This is a genomic window from Nonomuraea sp. NPDC050691 (assembly GCF_040654455.1).
Lineage (GTDB): Bacteria > Actinomycetota > Actinomycetes > Streptosporangiales > Streptosporangiaceae > Nonomuraea.
In genome coordinates, this window is the sequence record NZ_JBFAIA010000081.1 from 1 (window position 1) to 17,982 (window position 17,982).

General features: G+C 72.2%; 17 protein-coding genes. 11 read left to right on the forward strand and 6 right to left on the reverse strand.

The features are described from left to right. Nucleotides 1–944 (reverse strand): PucR family transcriptional regulator ligand-binding domain-containing protein (locus tag AB0H81_RS25945; RefSeq protein WP_358379538.1); only part of this gene is annotated, 944 nt, incomplete at its 3' end. Between the two features lie 69 nt (nucleotides 945–1,013). Between AB0H81_RS25945 and speB the strand changes: the two genes are divergently transcribed. From speB to AB0H81_RS25960, 3 genes are read left to right on the forward strand one after another with little or no spacing between them, the layout of a single operon-like run. After that, nucleotides 1,014–1,955, forward strand: coding sequence for an agmatinase (gene speB / locus AB0H81_RS25950; RefSeq protein WP_358379541.1), 942 nt, complete (start codon nucleotides 1,014–1,016; stop codon nucleotides 1,953–1,955). Continuing rightward, a complete protein-coding gene (locus AB0H81_RS25955; RefSeq protein WP_358379544.1) occupies nucleotides 1,952–3,472 on the forward strand; it encodes a cytosine permease in 1,521 nt (506 codons plus the stop codon). The genes speB and AB0H81_RS25955 overlap by 4 nt, the downstream gene beginning before the upstream one ends. Nucleotides 3,473–3,482: 10 nt before the next feature. Then, entirely contained in the window at nucleotides 3,483–4,145 is a 663-nt protein-coding gene (locus tag AB0H81_RS25960; protein WP_358379547.1) for a cyclase family protein, read from the forward strand. 7 nt (nucleotides 4,146–4,152) lie between these two features. Here AB0H81_RS25960 and AB0H81_RS25965 read toward each other — a convergent pair whose 3' ends face one another. Beyond that, entirely contained in the window at nucleotides 4,153–4,647 is a 495-nt protein-coding gene (locus AB0H81_RS25965) for an Lrp/AsnC family transcriptional regulator (protein ID WP_358379549.1), read from the reverse strand. 201 nt (nucleotides 4,648–4,848) lie between these two features. Here AB0H81_RS25965 and AB0H81_RS25970 point away from each other — a divergent pair, with 201 nt between their 5' ends. From AB0H81_RS25970 to AB0H81_RS26005, 8 genes are all read left to right on the forward strand, one after another. After that, nucleotides 4,849–6,282, forward strand: coding sequence for a gamma-aminobutyraldehyde dehydrogenase (locus AB0H81_RS25970; RefSeq protein WP_358379551.1), 1,434 nt, complete (start codon nucleotides 4,849–4,851; stop codon nucleotides 6,280–6,282). 22 nt (nucleotides 6,283–6,304) lie between these two features. Next, nucleotides 6,305–7,399, forward strand: coding sequence for an ABC transporter ATP-binding protein (locus AB0H81_RS25975; RefSeq protein ID WP_358379553.1), 1,095 nt, complete (start codon nucleotides 6,305–6,307; stop codon nucleotides 7,397–7,399). Then, nucleotides 7,396–8,625 (forward strand): spermidine/putrescine ABC transporter substrate-binding protein, encoded by a 1,230-nt coding sequence (locus AB0H81_RS25980; RefSeq protein WP_358379556.1) that lies wholly within the window; start codon nucleotides 7,396–7,398, stop codon nucleotides 8,623–8,625. The genes AB0H81_RS25975 and AB0H81_RS25980 overlap by 4 nt, the downstream gene beginning before the upstream one ends. 3 nt (nucleotides 8,626–8,628) lie before the next feature. Then, nucleotides 8,629–9,480 (forward strand): ABC transporter permease, encoded by an 852-nt coding sequence (locus AB0H81_RS25985; RefSeq protein ID WP_358379559.1) that lies wholly within the window; start codon nucleotides 8,629–8,631, stop codon nucleotides 9,478–9,480. Then, nucleotides 9,477–10,298 (forward strand): ABC transporter permease, encoded by an 822-nt coding sequence (locus AB0H81_RS25990; RefSeq protein ID WP_358379562.1) that lies wholly within the window; start codon nucleotides 9,477–9,479, stop codon nucleotides 10,296–10,298. The genes AB0H81_RS25985 and AB0H81_RS25990 overlap by 4 nt, the downstream gene beginning before the upstream one ends. A gap of 184 nt (nucleotides 10,299–10,482) precedes the next feature. Further along, complete coding sequence (locus AB0H81_RS25995; protein WP_358379619.1) at nucleotides 10,483–11,877, forward strand: FAD-dependent oxidoreductase; 1,395 nt, start codon at nucleotides 10,483–10,485, stop codon at nucleotides 11,875–11,877. A 131-nt stretch (nucleotides 11,878–12,008) separates the two neighbouring features. Then, the gene (locus tag AB0H81_RS26000) at nucleotides 12,009–12,881 is read left to right on the forward strand and encodes an alpha/beta hydrolase (protein WP_358379565.1); all 873 of its coding nucleotides are present in this window, start codon (nucleotides 12,009–12,011) and stop codon (nucleotides 12,879–12,881) included. Nucleotides 12,882–12,992: 111 nt separating this feature from the next. Further along, nucleotides 12,993–13,892, forward strand: a complete 900-nt coding sequence (locus AB0H81_RS26005; RefSeq protein WP_358379568.1) for a serine hydrolase — start codon at nucleotides 12,993–12,995, stop codon at nucleotides 13,890–13,892. 92 nt (nucleotides 13,893–13,984) lie between these two features. Here AB0H81_RS26005 and AB0H81_RS26010 read toward each other — a convergent pair whose 3' ends face one another. From AB0H81_RS26010 to AB0H81_RS26025, 4 genes are all read right to left on the reverse strand, one after another. Further along, a complete protein-coding gene (locus AB0H81_RS26010) occupies nucleotides 13,985–14,959 on the reverse strand; it encodes an MFS transporter (RefSeq protein WP_358379571.1) in 975 nt (324 codons plus the stop codon). After that, complete coding sequence (locus tag AB0H81_RS26015; protein ID WP_358379574.1) at nucleotides 14,908–16,260, reverse strand: AfsR/SARP family transcriptional regulator; 1,353 nt, start codon at nucleotides 16,258–16,260, stop codon at nucleotides 14,908–14,910. Before AB0H81_RS26015 ends, AB0H81_RS26010 begins: the two co-directional genes overlap by 52 nt. Nucleotides 16,261–16,351: 91 nt before the next feature. After that, a complete protein-coding gene (locus AB0H81_RS26020) occupies nucleotides 16,352–17,119 on the reverse strand; it encodes an isocitrate lyase/phosphoenolpyruvate mutase family protein (RefSeq protein ID WP_358379577.1) in 768 nt (255 codons plus the stop codon). Continuing rightward, complete coding sequence (locus AB0H81_RS26025; RefSeq protein WP_358379580.1) at nucleotides 17,116–17,973, reverse strand: hypothetical protein; 858 nt, start codon at nucleotides 17,971–17,973, stop codon at nucleotides 17,116–17,118. The genes AB0H81_RS26020 and AB0H81_RS26025 overlap by 4 nt, the downstream gene beginning before the upstream one ends. Between the last annotated feature and the right edge of the window lie 9 nt (nucleotides 17,974–17,982).

The following is a 17,982-nucleotide window of genomic DNA, read 5'->3' on the forward strand; positions in this document are numbered from 1 at the left end:
GCGTGGTCGTCCAGGGCCCGCCGCAGCGCGTCGTCCGGGGCGCCGCGCACCACCAGCAGCACCGCGTCCTCCTCCAGCGGCATCCCGAGGCGGGCCAGGCGGCGGCGCGCCGCGGGCGGGTCGAGGACGTCCTGGAGCAGCTCGGCCAGCGTCTCGGCGCCCTCGCGGCGGAACGTCTCGCGCTCGTGGCGGGCCATGGCGACCTGGAGGGCGGCCACGGTGGCGACGTGCTGGACGACGGCCAGGCCCGCCGGCCGGGCGCCCTCCCGCTCGAAGGCCACGAGGAACCCCGCCGGGCCGCCCGGCGCGGGCACCGGCAGCACGAAGCCGCCCGGGATCGTGGGCGGCGCGTCCGGCTGCGACGGCAGCACCCCGGCCGGGGGCGCCGGCACGCCGGGCAGCAGCGGCCGTCCCTGCGGGGTGCACAGGTACACGTCGTAGCCCGACAGCCGCTCCAGCCGCCGGAACAGCGTGGGCGTGTCGAGGTCCTCCGAGGCCAGCCACCGCAGCGCCCCGAACACCTGGAGCTGCGCGCCGAGCCGGTGCCGGGCGTCCTCCTGCACGGCCGCGGCCACCTCCTGCGCGATGGCGATGAACGGCACGGCCAGCGGCACCTCCAGGATCGGCATGCCCCGCTCCTCGGCCGCGTCGAACAGCGACCGGTGCAGCGGCGGCACGTGGAGCTGGGCCGACAGCGCCAGGGCCGACACGCCGGCGTCGTCCAGCCGTTCCAGGTAGGCGCGCTGCGCGGCGGCCGGGCGCGGCACACCGATGCCCGTCGTCATGATCACCTCGGCGCCGAGCAGCCACGGCGTCGGGTCCTCCAGCTCGCTGACGTGTGCCCACGACACCGACCGGCCGAGCCCGGCCTCGCCCGCCAGCAGCCGGAGCTGGAGGGCGGGCATGCGCAGCAGGTCCTCCACCGTCACCTTGTGGTCCGCCACAACACACACCGTAGTACTTCGTCAGGAGACCAATTGCCGCAGGTCAACGCCTTGCCGAAGACTGCGGGAATGAGCAGAGCCCCCATCGGCCCCGTCGACTCCAGCCGGGTCCCGCGCTTCGCCGGGCCCGCCACGTTCGCCCGCCTGCCCCGCCTCGACGAGGTCGGCACGGCCGACGTCGCGGTGGTGGGCGTGCCGTTCGACAGCGGCGTGTCCTACCGGCCCGGGGCGCGGTTCGGCCCGTCGGCCGTCCGGGAGGCGTCGCGGCTGCTCCGGCCCTACCACCCGGGGCTGGACGTGTCGCCGTTCGAGCGCGTCCAGGTCGCCGACGCCGGTGACATCGCCGCCAACCCGTTCGACATCGGCGAGGCGATCGAGAGCATCGAGGCCGCCGCGAGCGGCATCGAGGCGCGGCTGGTGACGATCGGCGGCGACCACACGATCGCCCTGCCGCTGCTGCGCGCGGTGGCCCGCCGGCACGGGCCGGTGGCGTTGCTGCACTTCGACGCCCACCTCGACACGTGGGACACCTACTTCGGCGCCGAGTACACGCACGGCACCCCCTTCAGGCGGGCCGTCGAGGAGGGCGTCCTCGACACCGAGGCGCTCAGCCACGTGGGCATCCGCGGCCCGCTGTACGGTCCCCGGGACCTGGAGGAGGACCGCCGGCTCGGGTTCGGCGTGGTGACCGCCGCCGACGTGCTGCGCCGGGGCGTCGACGAGGTGATCGACGCCCTTCGGCAGCGCATCGGCGACCGCCCCCTGTACGTGTCGGTGGACATCGACGTGCTCGACCCCGCGCACGCCCCCGGCACGGGCACCCCGGAGGCGGGCGGGCTCACCAGCCGCGAGCTGCTGGAGATCCTGCGCGGCCTCGCGGGCTGCCGGCTGGTCGGCGCGGACGTCGTGGAGGTCGCCCCCGCCTACGACCACGCCGAGATCACCTCCGTCGCCGCCTCCCATGTCGCCTACGACCTCGTCAGCCTCCTCGCCCTGCAGGAGAAGGAATGAGCAGCAGCGCCCCCATCACCGAGATCGAGACCCACGGCGTCGAGCGCATCCCCGACGCCGACCGCACCGCCCGCCCCCTCGACCTGTTCCGGGTGGCCTTCGGCGGCGCGAACACGTTCGCCACCTGCGTCCTCGGCGCGTTCCCCATCCTGTTCGGCCTGTCGTTCTGGCAGGGGCTGGCCGCCACCGTGCTCGGCCTGCTGGTGGGCGCGCTGATCCTGGCGCCGCTGTCCCTGTTCGGGCCGCTCAACGGCACCAACAACGCCGTCTCCTCCTCCGCCCACCTGGGCGTGCACGGGCGGGTCGTCGGCTCGTTCCTGTCGCTGCTGACCGCGGTGGCGTTCTTCTCCATCTCCGTGTGGTCGTCGGGCGACGCGCTCGTCGGCGGCGCGCACCGCCTGGCCGGCCTGCCGGACACCGACCTCAGCTACGGCGTGGCGTACGCGCTGTTCGCCGTGCTGGTGCTCATCGTGTGCGTGTACGGGTTCCGGTTCATGCTGTTCGTCAACAAGGTCGCGGTCGCGGCGGCGTCGCTGCTGTTCGTCCTCGGCGTGATCGCCTTCGCGGGCGACTTCGACCCGTCCTACCCGGGCACGCTCGCGGCCGGCGACCCGCTGTTCTGGCCGTCGTTCATCGGCGCCGCCCTGATCGTGCTGTCGAACCCGGTGTCGTTCGGGGCGTTCCTCGGCGACTGGTCGCGCTACATCCCGGCCTCGACGCCGCGTTCGCGGGTGATGGCGGCGGCGTTCCTGTCGCAGGTGGCCACGATCCTTCCGTTCCTGTTCGGCCTGACCACCGCCTCGATCATCGCGGCCAAGGCGGCGCAGTACGTGGACCCGGCCGCGCCGAACTACGTGGGCGGCCTGCTGGCCATCGCGCCGACCTGGTACTTCGTGCCGGTGTGCCTGCTCGCCCTGATCGGCGGCATGTCCACGGGCACGACCTCCCTGTACGGGACGGGCCTGGACTTCTCCAGCGTCTTCCCGCGCTTCTCCCGGGTCCAGGCGACGGTGTTCATCGGCACGCTGTCGATCGCGTTCATCTTCCTCGGCCGCTTCGCCGCCAACCTCACGCAGAGCATCTCGACGTTCGCCACGCTCATCATCACCTGCACCGCGCCGTGGATGGTGATCATGACGCTCGGGTACGTGACCCGGCGCGGCTGGTACGACCCGGACGCCCTCCAGGTGTTCAACCGGCGCCAGCGCGGCGGCCGGTACTGGTTCACCCACGGCTGGAACTGGCGCGGCATGACGGCCTGGCTGGCCGCGGCGGCCCTGGCGCTGCTGTTCGTCAACCTGCCGGGCCAGTTCGTCGGCCCGCTCGGCGACCTGGCCGGCGGGGTGGACGTCTCGCTGCCGCTCGGCCTGGCCGTGGCGGCCGTGCTCTACCTGGCGCTGCTCGCGCTCTTCCCCGAGCCGCGCGAGGTGTACGGCCCGGAGGGGCCGCGCCTGGTGCGGGCCGTGGACACGCCGGTCGCACCGATCGTGGGCGCGACGGCCGAGCAGCCCGTGTGACGATGGCGCCATGACCGCTGAACTCGTGGACCTGTCGGTGCCGATCGTCACCGGGATGCCGGTCTACCCCGGCGACCCCGAGGTGACGGTCGGCCCGGCCCTCACGGCCGCGCGGGACGGCGTGAACGTGCTGGCGCTGCACCTGGGCTCCCAGTCGGGCACCCACGTGGACGCGCCCTTCCACATCGACGACGCGCTGCCCGCGCTGGACGAGTTGCCGCTGGAGCGCTTCGCCGGGCCCGCCGTCGTGGTGGACGTCCGGGACCGGGGGCCGCGGGCGGCGATCGGGCCGGAGGCGTTCGAGGCGGTCCCGGCCGGCGGGGTCCCGCCGATCGTGCTGGTGGCCACGGGGTGGTCGGCGCACTGGGGGACCGAGGCGTACGCGGCGCACCCGTACCTGACGGAGGAGGCGGCGCGGCTGCTGGTGGACAGGGGCGTGCGCACGGTCGGGATCGACGCGCTCAGCGTGGACCCGACGCCCGCGGTGGACTTCCCGGCGCACCGGGTGCTGTGCGGGGCGCACGCCGTCATCGCCGAGAACCTCACCGGCCTAGGCCGCGTGCTCGCGGCTCAGGCGGCGGGCCGCTCGGTGGAGGCGTGGCTGCTGCCGCTGCGGCTCCCCGGCGCCGACGGTGCCCCGGTGAGAGCGGTGGCACGCCTGGGACCGCAGTGACGAAAGGTCAGCGGGTGCCCCAGGAATACGTCTGCTTCCGGAGTTTCAGATAGACGAACGACTCCGTGGCGCGCACCGCCGGAATTGCGCGGATTTTGCTAAGTATGTCCAAAAGATGGCCGTCGCCCTCGCAGACGACCTCGACGATCACGTCGAAGGAGCCCGCGGTGAGCACGACGTAGTCGATCTCGTCGATGGCCGCCAGCTCGTCCGCGACCGACTCCAGGTCGCCCTCGATGTTCACGCCGATCATCGCCTGGCGCGGGAAGCCCAGCGTCAGCGGGTCGGTCACCGCGACGATCTGCATGACACCGGCGTCCTGCAGGCGCTGCACCCGCTGGCGGACGGCCGCCTCCGACAGGCCGACGGCCTTGCCGATCGCCGCGTACGGCATGCGCCCGTCGGTCTGGAGCTGCTCGATGATCCGCTTGGACAGGTCGTCGAGAGTGAACTGTCCGGGCGCCGTGTCACTGCCGCGGCGGGCGCGTGGCGGGGTCGTCATCGCGAGCGGTCCTCCTAGCGGCGCGCGTTACGGGCGCGTTCCCGTTCCATTGCCGTCCTGGTGCGACATGTTGTCAGTTTCCGACGCCCTGTCAAGCGAATTCGTAGCAATTTGGTATCTTCGCCACGAAATCCCTTGTCCAGATGCACACGCTCTGTAAGAGTCGCGGCATCTCAGCCACCTCACCAGGAGGTCATCACCTTGACCACCCGTCTGCAGAACTTCATCAACGGTGAGTTCGTGGACGCCAAGAGCGGCCGATTCTCCGACATCATCGACCCGTGCACCGGCGAGGCCTACCTTCAGGCCCCGATCTCCGGTGCCGAGGACGTCGACGCTGCCTACGCCGCCGCGGCTGCCGCTTTCGAGTCATGGGGCCGGACCACCCCGGGCGAGCGGGCCAACCTGCTGCTCAAGGTCGCCGACGCGATCGACGCGCGGGCCGACGAGATCAACGAGGCCGAGTGCCGCAACACCGGCAAGCCCCGCGCCCGCATGGCCGAGGACGAGACGCCGGTCGCCGCGGACCACTTCCGGTTCTTCGCGGGCGCCGCCCGCACGCTGGAAGGGCCGACCGCCGGCGAGTTCCTCGCCGACCACACCAGCGTCATCCGGCACGAGCCCGTCGGCGTCATCGGCCAGGTCACGCCCTGGAACTACCCGATGATGATGGCCGTCTGGAAGATCGCCCCGGCGCTGGCCGCGGGCAACACGATCGTCCTCAAGCCGTCCGACACCACCCCGGCCTCCACGCTCAAGCTCGCCGAGATCCTCGGCGAGGTGCTGCCCGCCGGCGTCTTCAACGTCGTCACCGGCGACCGGGAGACCGGCGCGCTGGTCGTCGGCCACCCGACCGCCTCGATGGTCGCCATCACCGGCTCCGTCGGCGCCGGCATGTCGGTGGCCAGGAGCGCCGCCGACGACCTCAAGCGCGTCCACCTGGAGCTCGGCGGCAAGGCGCCCGTCGTGGTCTTCGAGGACGTCAAGGACCTGGCCAAGGCCGCCGCGGACATCGCGACCGCCGGCCTCTACAACGCCGGCCAGGACTGCACCGCCGCCTGCCGCGTGCTGGTGCAGGAGAGCGTCCACGACGAGTTCGTGGCCGCCCTCACCGAGGCCGCCGCCGGCACCGTCACGGGCGACCTGTCCAACGAGGACGCCCTGTACGGCCCGCTCAACAACGAGAACCAGCTGACCCGGGTGCAGGGCTTCATCGAGCGCGTCCCGGCGCACGCCAAGGTGCTCACCGGCGGTCACCGCGTCGGCGACAAGGGCTGGTTCTTCGCCCCCACGATCGTCGACGGCCTCCGGCAGGACGACGAGATGGTGCAGAACGAGGTCTTCGGCCCCGTCATCACCGTCCAGACGTTCACCGACGAGGCGGACGCGCTGGCCAAGGCCAACGACGTCAGGTACGGCCTGAGCGGCTCGGTGTGGACCTCTGACCACGGCCGTGCCATGCGCATGTCCAACCGGCTCGACTTCGGCGTGGTGTGGGTCAACACCCACATCCCGTTCGTGTCGGAGATGCCGCACGGCGGCTTCAAGCACTCCGGCTACGGCAAGGACCTCTCGGTGTTCGGTCTGCACGACTACACGAGGGTCAAGCACGTCATGCACTACATCGGCGAATAGCACGCAAGGACAGATCCTGGACATGGCCGAGCTGAACAGGACCGAGCTGAACGCGATCGAACTCGACGGCGTCGTCAAGGAGTACCTCTCGCACGGCGAGGTCGTCCAGGCGGTGAAGGGTGTCACGCTCGACATCGCCGAAGGGGAGTTCTTCTCCCTGCTCGGCCCGTCCGGCTGCGGCAAGACCACGACCATGCGCATGATCGCCGGTTTCGAGGAGCCGTCGCGGGGCATGGTCAGACTGCACGGGGCCGACGTCACGAACGTCCCGCCGAACAAGCGCGACGTCAACATGGTCTTCCAGTCGTACGCACTGTTCCCGCACATGAACGTGTGGGACAACGTGGCGTTCGGCCTCAAGCAGCGCCGCACCCCGCAGGAGGAGATCCGGCGGCGGGTCGGCGAGATGCTGGAGATCGTCGACCTGGCCGGCCGGGAGAAGCGCCGGCCGCGCGAGATGTCGGGCGGCCAGCAGCAGCGGGTCGCGCTGGCCCGAGCCCTGGTCAACCGGCCCCGGGCGCTGCTGCTGGACGAGCCGCTCGGCGCGCTCGACCTCAAGCTGCGCCAGGCCATGCAGATCGAGCTCAAGCGCATCCAGCGCGAGGTCGGCATCACGTTCGTGTACGTGACCCACGACCAGAGCGAGGCGCTCACCATGAGCGACAGGATCGCCGTCATGAACGACGGCCTGGTCGAGCAGCTCGGCGGGCCCAGGGAGATCTACGAGAAACCGGCGAGCGCGTTCGTCGCCGGTTTCATCGGCACCTCCAACCTGCTCACCGGCGTCGCCGCCGGCGGGGTGCTGGAGATCGGCGGGGGCCGCGTCCTCGTCCCCGAGCGGGACGGCGAGGTCACCGTGACCGTCCGGCCGGAGAAGATCACGATCTCCCTGGACAAGCCGGACGGCGAGGTGAGCGTGGTGCCGGGAACCGTCAGCGAGGTCGTCTACCTCGGCACCTACAACAGCTACGCCGTACGCCTCGGGGACGGGACCGAGGTCACGGTGTTCCAGCAGAACGCGCACGACGCGACGACCACGGCGGAGCGGGGGGACCCGGTCTGGCTGTCGTGGCCGGCGCAGCACTCTTACGCGATAGGAAGTCGAACCACCCCATGAGCAACCTGCACGACCCCGCCTTCCTGCGGGGCATGACCCAGCCCCGTACCCGTCGCGAGGCCTTCCGCATCGCCGGCCTGTCCGCCGCCGGCCTGGCCCTGGCCGCCTGCGGCGTGCAGGGGCAGAAGGCGGCGCCGCCGAAGGCCGACGCGGTCAAGGACTACTGGTCCAAGCAGACCAAGCACGGCCGCGTGGTGTTCGCCAACTGGCCGGAGTACATGCCCGAGGACCAGGCGCCGCTGAAGAAGTTCCAGAGCGAGACCGGGATCTCCTACCAGTACAAGGAGGTCATCCAAGAGAACGCGGAGTTCTTCGGCAAGGCCGACCCGGTGCTGCGGGCCGGGCAGTCGCTCGGCTACGACATCGTGGTCATGACCAACGGCGTGCAGCTCCAGCACATGATCCAGCTCGGCTACTGCGTCGCCCTCGACCACTCCAAGCTGCCGAACTTCGCGGCCAACGCCGGCGCCGCGTACAAGAACCGCGCCTACGACCCGGGCAACACCTACACCATCCCGTACACCTCGGGCGTGACCGGGATCGCGTACAACACCAAGTACGTCAAGGACGACATCACCAGCATCGAGGCGCTGTTCGACCCCAAGTACAAGGGCCGCGTCGGGATGATGAGCGACGCCCAGGAGATCGCCAACTTCGGCATGATCGCCCTCGGCGTCAACCCGGAGAAGTCGACCGAGGCCGACTGGAAGAAGGCCGGGGAGAAGCTCAAGGCGCAGCGCGACGCCGGGATCGTGCGCAAGTACTACGACCAGTCGTACATCGACGCCGTGTCCAAGGGCGACGTCTGGCTGACCATGGCCTGGTCCGGCGACGTGTTCCAGCGCCAGCTCGCCGGCGAGCCCGTCAAGTTCGTGGTGCCCGAGGAGGGCGGCACGATCTGGACCGACAACATGCTCATCCCCAAGGGCGCCGCCAACCCCGTCGACGCGCTCATGCTCATGGACTTCCTCTACCAGCCGGCGATCGCCGCGGAGCTGGACGAGTTCATCCAGTACGTCACCCCGGTGCCCGCCGTGCAGGACCTCCTCAAGGAGAAGGCCGCCAAGGCCACCGGCGAGGACAAGGAGGCGCTGGAGCAGATGGTGGACAGCCCGCTGATGTTCCCGTCGGAGGCGGACTACGCCAAGCTGCACAGCTACACCTCGCTCACCACGCAGCAGGAGCAGGTCTTCAACCCGATCTTCCAGTCGATCACCCAGGCGTAGACGATGAAGCGGCTGACTCCCTACCTGCTCGCGCTGCCGAGCTGGATGTGGCTGGCGGTCTTCCTCGTGGTGCCGATGGCCGCGATGGCCTCGGTGTCGCTGCAGACCGGCAACGCCATCGACGGCTTCGCGATGACGTTCAGCTTCTCCAACTACACCGACGCGCTGGGCAGGTACAGCACCCAGCTCGTGCGGTCCCTCTGGTACGGCGGGCTGGCCACGGTGGCGATGCTCGTCATCGGCTACCCGGTGGCGTACTGGATCGCCTTCAAGGGGGGCAGCCGCAAGTCGGTCTACCTGTTCCTGCTGCTGCTGCCGTTCTTCGTGTCGTTCGTGCTGCGGACCATCTCGTGGGGGTTCCTGCTGGCCGACGACGGCGTCGTGTTCGGCACGCTGAAGGGCTGGGGGCTGCTGCCGGCCGACTTCCACGTGCTGGCCACCACGGTCGCCGTGGTCGGCGGGCTGACCTACAACTTCCTGCCGTTCATGATCCTGCCGATCTACGTGGCGCTGGAGCGGGTGGACCCGCGGGTCGTCGAGGCGGCCTACGACCTGTACGCCTCCCGGATGGCGGCCTTCCGGCGGGTCGTGCTGCCGCTGTCGCTGCCGGGGGTGTTCGCCGGGGTGCTCATGACCTTCGTGCCCGCCACGGCCGACCCGGTCAACGCCCAGGTGCTGGGCGGCACCGGCAACACCATGATCGGCAACATCATCCAGACCGAGTACCTCGTGAACCTGAACTACCCGACGGCCTCGGCGCTGTCGTTCACGCTCATGGCCGTGCTGCTCGTCGGGATCTTCATCTACGCCCGCGCGCTCGGCACCGAGAACGTCCTGGAGGCGGCGGCCCGATGAGCGCCATCACGACTCTCACCCGCCGTCCGCGCGGGCGGATCGGCGACCGCCTGCTGCACGCCTACACCTGGCTGATCATCGTGTGGCTGTCGTCGCCGATCGCCGTGATGATCCTGTTCGGGTTCAACGACAAGAAGAGCAAGTCGAACACGAGCTGGCAGGGCTTCACGCTGCGCTGGTACCAGGAGCTGTTCGACATCTCCGACCTCACCACGGCGCTGAAGAACTCGCTCACCGTCGCCGTGGCCAGCACGATCGTCACCGTCGTCATCGGCACCATGCTGGGCCTCGCGCTCGGCCGTCACCGCTTCCGCGGGCGCGGGGTGACGAACTTCCTCGTCTTCGCCGCGATCTCCACGCCCGAACTGGTCATGGGCGCGTCGCTGCTGTCGCTGTTCGTCTCCGCCAACCTGCCGCGCGACGCCGTCACGATCATCATCGCGCACGTGCTGTTCTCGCTGTCCTTCGTCACCGTCACCGTGCGGGCCCGGGTCATCACCCTCGACCCGTCGCTGGAGGAGGCGGCCAGGGACCTCGGCGCCACCGGCTGGGGCACGTTCCGTCAGGTCACGCTGCCGGCCGTGATGCCAGGCGTGCTCGCGGGCGCCATGCTGGCCTTCGCGCTGTCGATCGACGACTACGTCGTGACCAGCTTCGTCAACGGCTCCACCATCACCTTCCCGCTGTGGATCATCGGCTCCGTCAAGACGGGCATCCCGCCCCAGGTGAACGTCATGGGCACGTTGATCTTCGGGATCGGCGTGCTCATCGCGATCGCCAACGCGGTCGCGGCGCGCCGGAGCTCGCGCAGCACCTAGCGCTCCTCCACCAGGCTTCCCCCCGCGGCCCCGCGGGGGGTTCGGCATACCCGGCGACGTCCGGGCCACGGCAAAGAACAGGGAGGCGAGATCGGATACCGGCGGGGGGAACCCGTGCGTGATCACCCCTTTTCAGATCCCGCAATTTTCATAGAACACTGACTTTCGTAGGGAAGTGGGATTTGTGGATCCGCTGAAGGCGCTTGCTGACGCGGAGCGCAAGCCGTACTGGCTGGACACCCCGGCCAGACCTGAGCCGCGACCGCGGCTCTTCGGACACACGAGCGCCGACCTGGTCGTCGTCGGCGGAGGCTTCTCGGGGCTGTGGACCGCCCTGATGGCCAAGGAACGCGACCCCGGGCAGGACGTCGTCCTGCTGGAGGGGCGCCGGATCGGCTGGGCGGCCTCGGGCCGCAACGGCGGGTTCTGCATGGCGACCCTCACCCACGGCCTGCCCAACGGGCTGGAGCGCTGGCCGGAGGAGATCGGCCGGCTCGAACGGATGGGTGTGGAGAACCTCGACGAGATCGAGGAGACCCTGGCGCGTTACGGCATCGACTGCGCCTTCGAGCGCACCGGCGAGCTGAACGTCGCCACCGAGCCCTGGCAGCTGGAGGGCCTGAACGAGCACCTCGACATCATCGGCGACCTCGGCCTCGACTACGTGCCCATGGACCGCGACCAGGTGCGGGCCGAGCTCGACTCGCCCACCTACCTGGGCGGCCTGTGGGACCGCAAGGGCTGCGCCATGCTCGACCCCGCCCGGCTGGCGTGGGGGCTGCGCGAGGCGTGCCTGCGGCTCGGCGTGCGCGTGTACGAGCGCAGCCCGGTGCGCTCGCTGCACGACGACGGCGTCAAGCTCAGCCTGCGCACCCCGCACGGGGTCGTCACCGGGCGGCGGGTGGCGCTGGGCACAGGGGTGTTCCCGCCGCTGCTGCGGCGGCTCAAGCACTTCGTCGTGCCGGTCTACGACTACGCGCTGATGACCGAACCGCTGACCCCGTCCCAGCTCGGCGCCATCGGCTGGGGCAACCGGCAGGGCGTCGGCGACTCGGGCAACCGGTTCCACTACTACCGGCTCACCGCGGACAACCGGATCCTCTGGGGCGGCTACGACGCCGTCTACTACAACGGGGGCCTGGTCAAGCCGGAGTACGACCAGCGCGACGAGACGTTCGCCACGCTGGCGCGGCACTTCTTCACCACGTTCCCGCAGCTCGACGGGGTGCGCTTCACGCACCGCTGGGGCGGCGTGATCGACACGTGCAGCCGGTTCAGCGCCTTCTACGGGCAGGCGCACGGCGGCCGGCTCGCCTACGCGGCCGGCTACACCGGCATGGGCGTGGGCGCCACCCGCTTCGGCGCCAACGTGATGCTGGACCTGCTGTCGGGCGAGCGCACGCAGCGGACCGAGCTGCGCATGGTCAAGGAGAAGCCGATGCCGTTCCCGCCGGAGCCGGTGCGGTCGGGGGTGATCCAGTTCACCCGCTGGTCGATCGCCCAGGCCGACCGGCACGAGGGGCGGCGCAACCTGTGGCTGCGCGCCCTCGACCGCATGGGGCTGGGCTTCGACTCCTGACCCCGGCGTGGTGACGCGTGCGGGCCGTGCGGGAGATCTCCGGCGGCCCGCACACCAGGGGTCCCTTCGCCCCCTGTGGGGTGGCGGACGCGGGCGTGCGCGAGATCCACGGCGGCCCGCACACTAGGGGGATGAGAATCGAGTTCCAGGCCGACGACGTCACGCTGGTCGGCGAGCTGAGGGTGCCCGAGGCGGAGGGGCCGCGTCCGGGGCTGGTGCTCACCGGCCCGTTCACCGGGGTGCGCGACCAGGTCGCGGGCCTGTACGCGGAACGGCTGACCAGCCTCGGGTACGTCACACTGGCCTTCGACCACCGCACGTGGGGCGAGTCGGGCGGCCTGCCGCGCCGGCACGAGGACCCGCAGGGCAAGCTGCACGACCTGCGGGCCGCGGTGTCGGTGCTGCGGTCGCGGCCGGAGGTGGACGGGGAGCGGATCGGGGCCGTGGGCATCTGCCTCGGTGCCGGATACGCCCTGAAATTTGCGGCTTTCGACCCTCGGGTCAAGGTCTTCGCCGGGATCGCCGGCGCCTACAACAACCCGTACGCGATGCGTTCCGGCATGGACTACCAGGCGGCGCTGGCGGGCCTGGGCGAGACGCTGGAGCGGCAGGACCTTGGCGGCGCCGTCGAGTACCTCCCGGCGGTCGCGGAGGAGGGCGAGGCCGCCATGCCGGGCGACGAGCCGTACGCCTACTACCGCACGGAGCGCGGCGCCTCGCCGCACTGGGTCAACGAGGTGACCCGGGCCAGCCTGCGTGAGCTGATCACCGTGGACAACATGATGGGCGCCGACTTCCTGTCGCCCAAGCCGGCGCTGATCGTCCACGGGGTGGTGGACCGGTTCTGCTCGCCGGAGGGGGCCGAGGAGGCGTACCGGCGGATGGACGAGCCGAAGCGGCTCGTGTGGCTGGACGCCAAGCGCCACATCGACCTCTACGACCAGGAGCCCTACGTCACGCAGGCCGTCGAGGCCACCGTCGCGTTCCTCGACGCCCACCTCTGAGCCGCCACGCCCCTGAGAGGTGTGACGAAGCAGGCATCAGGGGAGAAGTGCGGCTAGACCCCCGCTGATTGTCAGGGGGGTTGGCACGTGCGCGTGATGGGGAGTGCGGCGATGCTGCTGCTCGGGGCGGCGGCGTTCGCGGGCTGCGGGGAACAGCAGGTCGCGAGCCTGCCTCCGGTCGTCGAGCGGGCCGGCGAGCGGGTCAAGGCCGCGCGCTGCCAGGTCGCCGTACCGGATCCGGCGGCGGGCGCCGCCGCCCGCGCCGCGCTGGAGGCGGACCTGCGGCGATACGTGGCGGGACGTCCCGGCCGGGTGGTGTTCGCCGCGCACGACCTGGTGACAGGTGTACGACTCGGCCAGGGCGAGCACCAGCACGACATGATCACGGCGAGCGGCGCCAAGGTGGACATCCTGACCGCGTTGATGCTGCGCCGCTCCACCCTCGACGCCGGCGAGCAGGATCTCGCCTCCCGCATGATCAAGGAGAGCGACAACTCCGCCGCCGACGCGCTGTGGGGGCGGGTCGGCGCGGGCGAGGGCATGAGCGCCTTCTACCGCCGGATCGGCCTGACCGAGACCACGCCGGGGCCGAGCAGGTACTGGGGCGGCACGACCACCAGCCCGGCCGACCGGCTGCGCCTGCTGAGGCTCCTCGCGAACGGCGGCAAGGGCCTGACCCCGGCCGACCGCGACCTCGTCCTCGGCCTGATGGCCCATGTCCAGGCCGACCAGGCGTGGGGCGTCAGCGCCGCCGCCCGGCCGCCCGACCGCGTGGCGCTCAAGAACGGCTGGACGCCCCGGCCGTTCATCCACAACACCTGGGCCGTCACCAGCTACGGCCGCATCACCGGGCCCGGCCGCGACCTGCTCCTGTCGGTGCAGACCGACCAGCAGGCCGGGGAGGGACAGGGCATCGAGACCATCGAGGGGCTGGCCCGGATGATCGGCCGCCGCCTGGCCGGCCTGACGCCCGTCCGCGCCCGCCCCTGCCCCGCCGGCGCCACCCCCTGACCCGGCGTCCTCGGCCATGCCACGTGACCTGGCCTTGCCGCGCGTCCACCGGTCCCGCCCACGATCCGCCCCGGCCGTTCCCGGCGCCCGGGTCAGGAGCGGGCGCCCGACAGGACCTCGTCCGGGATGACCTTGGGCACGCCGCGCAGCCCCACGAGCGCGAGCACCGCCGCCACCGCCAGCAGGCCCGCCGTGACCCGCCCCGTCACGCGCACCCCTTCCACGAACGCCGCCCGCGCCGCTCCCAGCAGGGCGGTCGCCTGCTCCGGGGGCAGGGCCGCGGCCAGGCGCATCGCTCCCGCCAGCGACTCCCGCGCCGCCTCGGCGGGCACCCCCTCCGGCACCCGCAGGTTCTCGCTGTACGCGGCGGTGAGCACCGAGCCCAGCACGGCGATGCCCAGCGCCCCGCCCAGCTCGAACGACGTCTCCGACACGGCGGCCGCCGCCCCGGCGCGCTCCCTGGGCGCGGTGGCCAGGACGTTGTCGTTGTTCACCGTGAACGCGAGCCCGATCCCCAGGCCGCCCGCCAGCATCGCGACCATGATGGGGAGATAACTCGGGTCCTGGCCGAGCGAACCGTAGAACAGGAACGCCCCCGCGTTCAGCAGCAGGCCGAGCGCCACCACCCCGTTCCTGCCGAGCGGCCCGATGAGCCTGGCCGCCAGGAACCCGCCCACCGCGCCGCTCAGGCCACCCGGCAGCCCCGCGAGCCCGGCCTGGAGCGGCGACCAGCCCAGCACGAGCTGGAAGTACCACGCGAAGATCAGCGACATGGCCGTCATGGTGAAGATCGCCAGCAGGTTCGTGCCGATCGACGCGCTGAACGCCCTGCGCCGGAACAGCCGCACGTCGATCAGCGGCTGCGCGAGCCGTCCCTGCCGCCACGCGAACCAGGCCAGGCCGGCCAGCCCGAGCGCCCCGGCCACCCACGCGTCCGGCTGATCGGCGCCGTCGTGCGCGGCCCGCTTGACCGCGTGGACGACGGCCACGATCCCGGCGGACGACAGGACCACGCTCAGCGGGTCGATCCGGCGCGGACGCGGGTCGCGCGACTCCGGCAGCAGCACCACACGTCCCCGGCAGCCGCCAGCGGGGCGAGCTGCACGAGGCAGACGTCGCCGTCCGCCCGGCCCACGGCCTCCAGCGCGAGCCGCGTCTTGCCCGCTCCGCCCGCCCCGACGAGGGTGACGAGCCGCGCCTCCCGCAGGTACGCGTCGACCTGCCGCAGCTCCTCGGCCCGCCCCACGAAGCTGGTGAGCTGCGCCCGCAACCCCCGCCGCCCCAGGCGCCCGCCACCGTCCGGCCGGTCGGCCCCGTGACCCGGGACGTCTCCGCCGAGTCGGCCGGCGCCCTGACTCGGCTGGGCCGCGTCCACCGGGTCGGCGGCGCGGGTCGGTCCGGTCGCGTGCAGTCGGTCCTCGGCGGGAGCCGGTCCGGTCGCGTGCAGTCGCCCGGCCGCGGCGCGTTCTTCGGTTCGCTCGCCCACCCCGCTGCCGCCGGCCCGTCCTTCGGCACCGCTGCCGTCGGCTCTCGCATCCTCGCTGGTGGCGTCGCCCCGGCTCGCCTTCCCGGTACGCGCCACGCCAGGACGCTTCAGCCCACCGTCCCCGGGGTTCATGACCCCGCCCGGTGGCGGCGTCAGCGACGGGTCGCCCCGGAGGACGGCCAGGTGGGTGGCCGACAGCTCGGGCCCAGGGGCGATGCCCAGCTCCTCATCCAGCACCCGCCGGGCCCGTTCGTACGCGGTCAGCGCCTCGGCCTGCCGGCCGCTGCCGTACAGGGCGCGCATGAGCTGGGCGTGGGGCCGTTCCCGCAGCGGGTGGGCGGTGGTGAACTGACGTAGCTCGGCCACCAGCTCCCGGTGGCGCCCCAGCTCCAGGTCGGCCTGCACGCGATCCTCCACGGCGGCCAGGTGCAGCTCCTCCAGCCCCGCCGCGGCGGGCCCGGCGTGCGGCACGTCGGCCAGGGGCACGCCGCGCCACAGTCCGAGAGCCTCGTGCAGCAGCCCGGCCGCGCGGCGGGCGTCCCCGGCGCCGAGCGCCGTCCTGCCCTCGGCGGCGAGCCGCGTGAAACGGCGGGCGTCCACGTCCTCCGGATCGGCCGCCAGCAGGTATCCCGCCGGATGGAACTCCACCCGCTGCCTGCCGAGGACTCTGCGCAGCCGCGACACCTGGGACTGCAACGCGTTGGCCACGCCCTCCGGGGGCCGCTCCCCGTACAGGCCGTCGACCAGCCGGTCGGCGCCGACGACCCGGCCCGCGTCGAGGGCCAGGAGCGTGAGCAGCGCCCGCACGCGGGGCCCGCCGAGCGGGATCGGCGCCCCGTCCTCGCCCAGAACGCGTGCCGGGCCAAGGATCTCGAAGCGCATGCCTCGATTATCCCGGTACGCCCTCCTCCAGCGCGGGCCGGCGAGGCCGTCGCCGCCGGAAGAACCAACCCGGAATGTCGGGATCCGTGCGTCAGGGCTGGGGGAGGATCGCGGCGATCTCCGCGTACGACGGCATGGGCGGGGCCGGCTCCCCCCGCACCGCCAGCACCGCGGCCAGCGCCCCCTGCACGGAAGCCCGGTACAGCAGCGACCCCGTGCTCACCCGCGCCACCCCCGCCTCGGCGAGCCGGTCCAGCGGCGGCCCACCGGGCTGGTACAGGACGTTGAGCGGCAGCGACGTGGCGGCGACCACCTCGGCGATCTCGCCCGGGTCGCTCAGCCCGGGGACGAAGATCCCGTTCGCGTGCCCGTAGGCGCGCACCCGCTCCAGCGTGTCGCCCGTCTTGAGCCAGTACGTGTCGGTGCGGGCGTTCACGAACACCCCGTGGCCCAGCGCGGCCTCGATGATCCGCTGGTGCAGCGCGATCGGGCGCAGCGTCCCGTCGGGTCGGCCGTCCTCCAGGTTGACCCCGGCCACGCCGAGCGCCGCCAGCGCCGCGACCAGGTCGGACACCTGGGCCGGGTCGTCGCTGAAGCCGCCCTCGATGTCCACGGTCACCATGACGCCGAGGCCGCACATCTGCTCGGCCAGCTCGACGGTCTCCGCCCGGGTGGCCCCGGCGGCGTCCGGTTTGCCGTGGACGGCCGCCACGCCGAGACTCGTGGTCCCGATCGCGGCGAAGCCATGGGCGGCGAGCGCGGCGGCGGAGCCGTAGTCCCAGGCGTTGGGGAGCAGCAGCGGGTCGCCCGGCCGGTGCAGGTCGCGGAAGCTCGCGAATCGTTCCTCTGCGGTGGTCACTTGTCCCCCTCGTGAGGTGATGCGGATCGGTCCGGCGCGGCGCGCAGCGCGTCGAGGACGCCCGTGGCCAGCGCGAGAGCGTGGGCCGCGGCCGGGCAGGGCCGGACGCCGTGGCCGAACGTCAGGTGCGGGTTCTCGCCCCTGGAGGGATCGAACCGCTCGGGGTCGGCGAACACGGCGGGATCGCGGTTGGCCGCGACCAGGTCGATGACGATCTCCTCACCGGTGGCGCGGTCCACGCGGCGGCTCGCCTTGAGCGGCGGGTCGTGGCGCAGCGTCTCGCACAGCAACCCCTCGATCCCGGCCTGGTCGTCGTGGGTCCTCTCGGTCCCGGGCTGGTCGTCGTGGGTCCTCTCGGTCCCGGTGCGGTCCGCGTGGGTGAGGGCGTTCGCGATGAGGCCCTCGGTGGCGGCGTGCGCCTGGAGCAGCAGCGTCAGGTCCGTGATGGTTTGCGGCCCGTCGCCCCGCAGCGCGATCAGCTCGGCCACCGCCGCGTCGGCCTCCAGGGTCTCCTCGCCGGACAGGTAGCCGGTGGCGGCGGCCTCGACCAGGGGTACGGGCACCGCGACACCGAGGGCGGCGGCCAGCACCTCCGTGGGCACGCCCTTCCAGTCGCCGGCGCGCTCCAGCGTCGCCTCGCGCGCCCGCCGGCGCAGCGCGGCCGGGTCGAGTTCCGCGAGCCGCTTCTCCAGCGCCCGGCGCCGCTCCGCGTGCGTCTCGCTGCTGCTGAACCGCGACACCTGCGCCCGCAGCCACCCCAGCGTGTACGGCGGCGCGTCCTGGCGCACGGGCGGCGGAACGTACCGGGGGTCCGCGAGCACCGCCCGGGCCTCGTCGTGACGTGTGATGACCATGCGTTTCAC